Source organism: Roseomonas rosulenta, from assembly GCF_016106005.1.
GTDB classification, from domain to species: Bacteria; Pseudomonadota; Alphaproteobacteria; order Acetobacterales; family Acetobacteraceae; genus Neoroseomonas; species Neoroseomonas rosulenta.
In genome coordinates this window covers 1-1,336 of sequence record NZ_JACADR010000532.1, presented here as the reverse complement: position 1 = coordinate 1,336, position 1,336 = coordinate 1, and the positions used below count along the sequence as shown (strand labels likewise).

The 1,336-nt window shown below is 76.3% G+C and carries 2 protein-coding genes; both read right to left on the bottom strand.

Annotation, left to right across the window (positions count from 1 at the left end; translation table 11 throughout):
* Nucleotides 1-704: hypothetical protein (locus HW578_RS26635; RefSeq protein ID WP_198373709.1), on the bottom strand; the 704-nt coding region annotated here is incomplete at its 3' end.
* A gap of 166 nt (nt 705-870) precedes the next feature.
* Nucleotides 871-1,336, bottom strand: a 466-nt coding sequence (locus HW578_RS26630) for a YfaP family protein (RefSeq protein WP_232479326.1), incomplete at its 5' end; no start/stop codon positions are given.

Below are 1,336 nucleotides of genomic sequence, written 5' to 3'. Positions count from 1 at the left end.
AGGCGCCGGCGGCCCAGCTCTTCCTCGAGCCGCGCGAGCTCTGTCCGCAGGTCGCGCTCGCCACGCTCGGCCTCGACCAGGCGCGCAAGAGCTTCGAGGTCGCCCGGCGCGGCGACGCATTGCGGCTGCGGCGGGGTGAAGAAGCGCCAGGCCAGCAGCGGGCCGAGCAGCCCGGCGAGCAGCGCCAGCAGCGCCAGCGCGGCGAGGGTTGCGATCCACACCCCCCAGGGCCGGCGCGGCGGCGGCTGCCAGTGGCGGCCATCGTCGAAGCGCGCCAGCAGGCCGAGCGGGCCGGGCGCTGCGCCGCCCACATGTCCCCAGCCGGCCAGCACCGGCCGGCCATCCACGGCGAAGACTAGGTCGAAGGACGGAATCTCGGCGATCGCCGGCCACAGCGCGACCAGCGGTCCACCGCCGGAGGCCGCCTGGCGCTCGGCCTCGCGGCGCAGGTCCGACAGGATGCGCCCGGCCTCTGCGGTGAGCGCGGCACGCGAGGCCGCGTCGATATCGGCGTAGCGCGCCATGCGCGCGCCGGACGCACCCCAGGCGATGCCGCCCTCCTCCGCGACCGGCTGCGCGAACAGCGCGGCATGGGCAGGCGAGAGCCGCCCCGCCTCGGCCTGCAGCACGGCGAAGGCCTGATCGGGCGGCATCGGCAGCAGCGGCCGCAAGTCCTGCGGGCGCGTGGCGACCAGGCGGATCACGGCGCGCACCTCCGCACTGCGGCCCGATGCCCTGCATCGGGCCGGGAGCGCACAGCGCGACCGCGCCCAACCCGCCTGCCGCGCCGGGCGTCACAATGCACGGCGCGGAAGCCCAGCCCGCGGATGCGGGCGCCCGGCGCCTGAGGGCAAGAAAGACTCTTCCCACTCATGGCACCGTGAACTCCCCGACCACCTGGTCGCGCACGCCCTGGCGCGCGGTGCCGGTGAAGACCTGGTCGGGCCGCCCCTCGCGGCGCACCGTCACGCGATAGGGCGTGGTCGGCCCGTCGGCACGCTCGAAGTAGTCCACCACGATGCGGTAGGTGCCCGGCGCCGGGTCGCGGTCGAAGACGATGTTCTCGACCGGCGTGCGCGTGGTGGGCCCGCCGGCGGCGTTGCGGTCGATGTCGAGCGCGCCGCCACAGGCCTGGCGGTTGCGGAAATCGATCCGCTGCCCGCCTGGGCAGATCACCGCGAGGTCGAGGTCGTTGCGGTCATCCCAGGCCAGGATCACCTGTGTCCGCCCGCGCCGCGCTCCCTGCCGGTCGGCACGGTCAAGGTCGGTGTTGCGCGGCGGCTCCGGGGGCGGCTGCTGGGGCGGGGGCTGCGGCGGCGGGTCGGGCCGGCGCGGC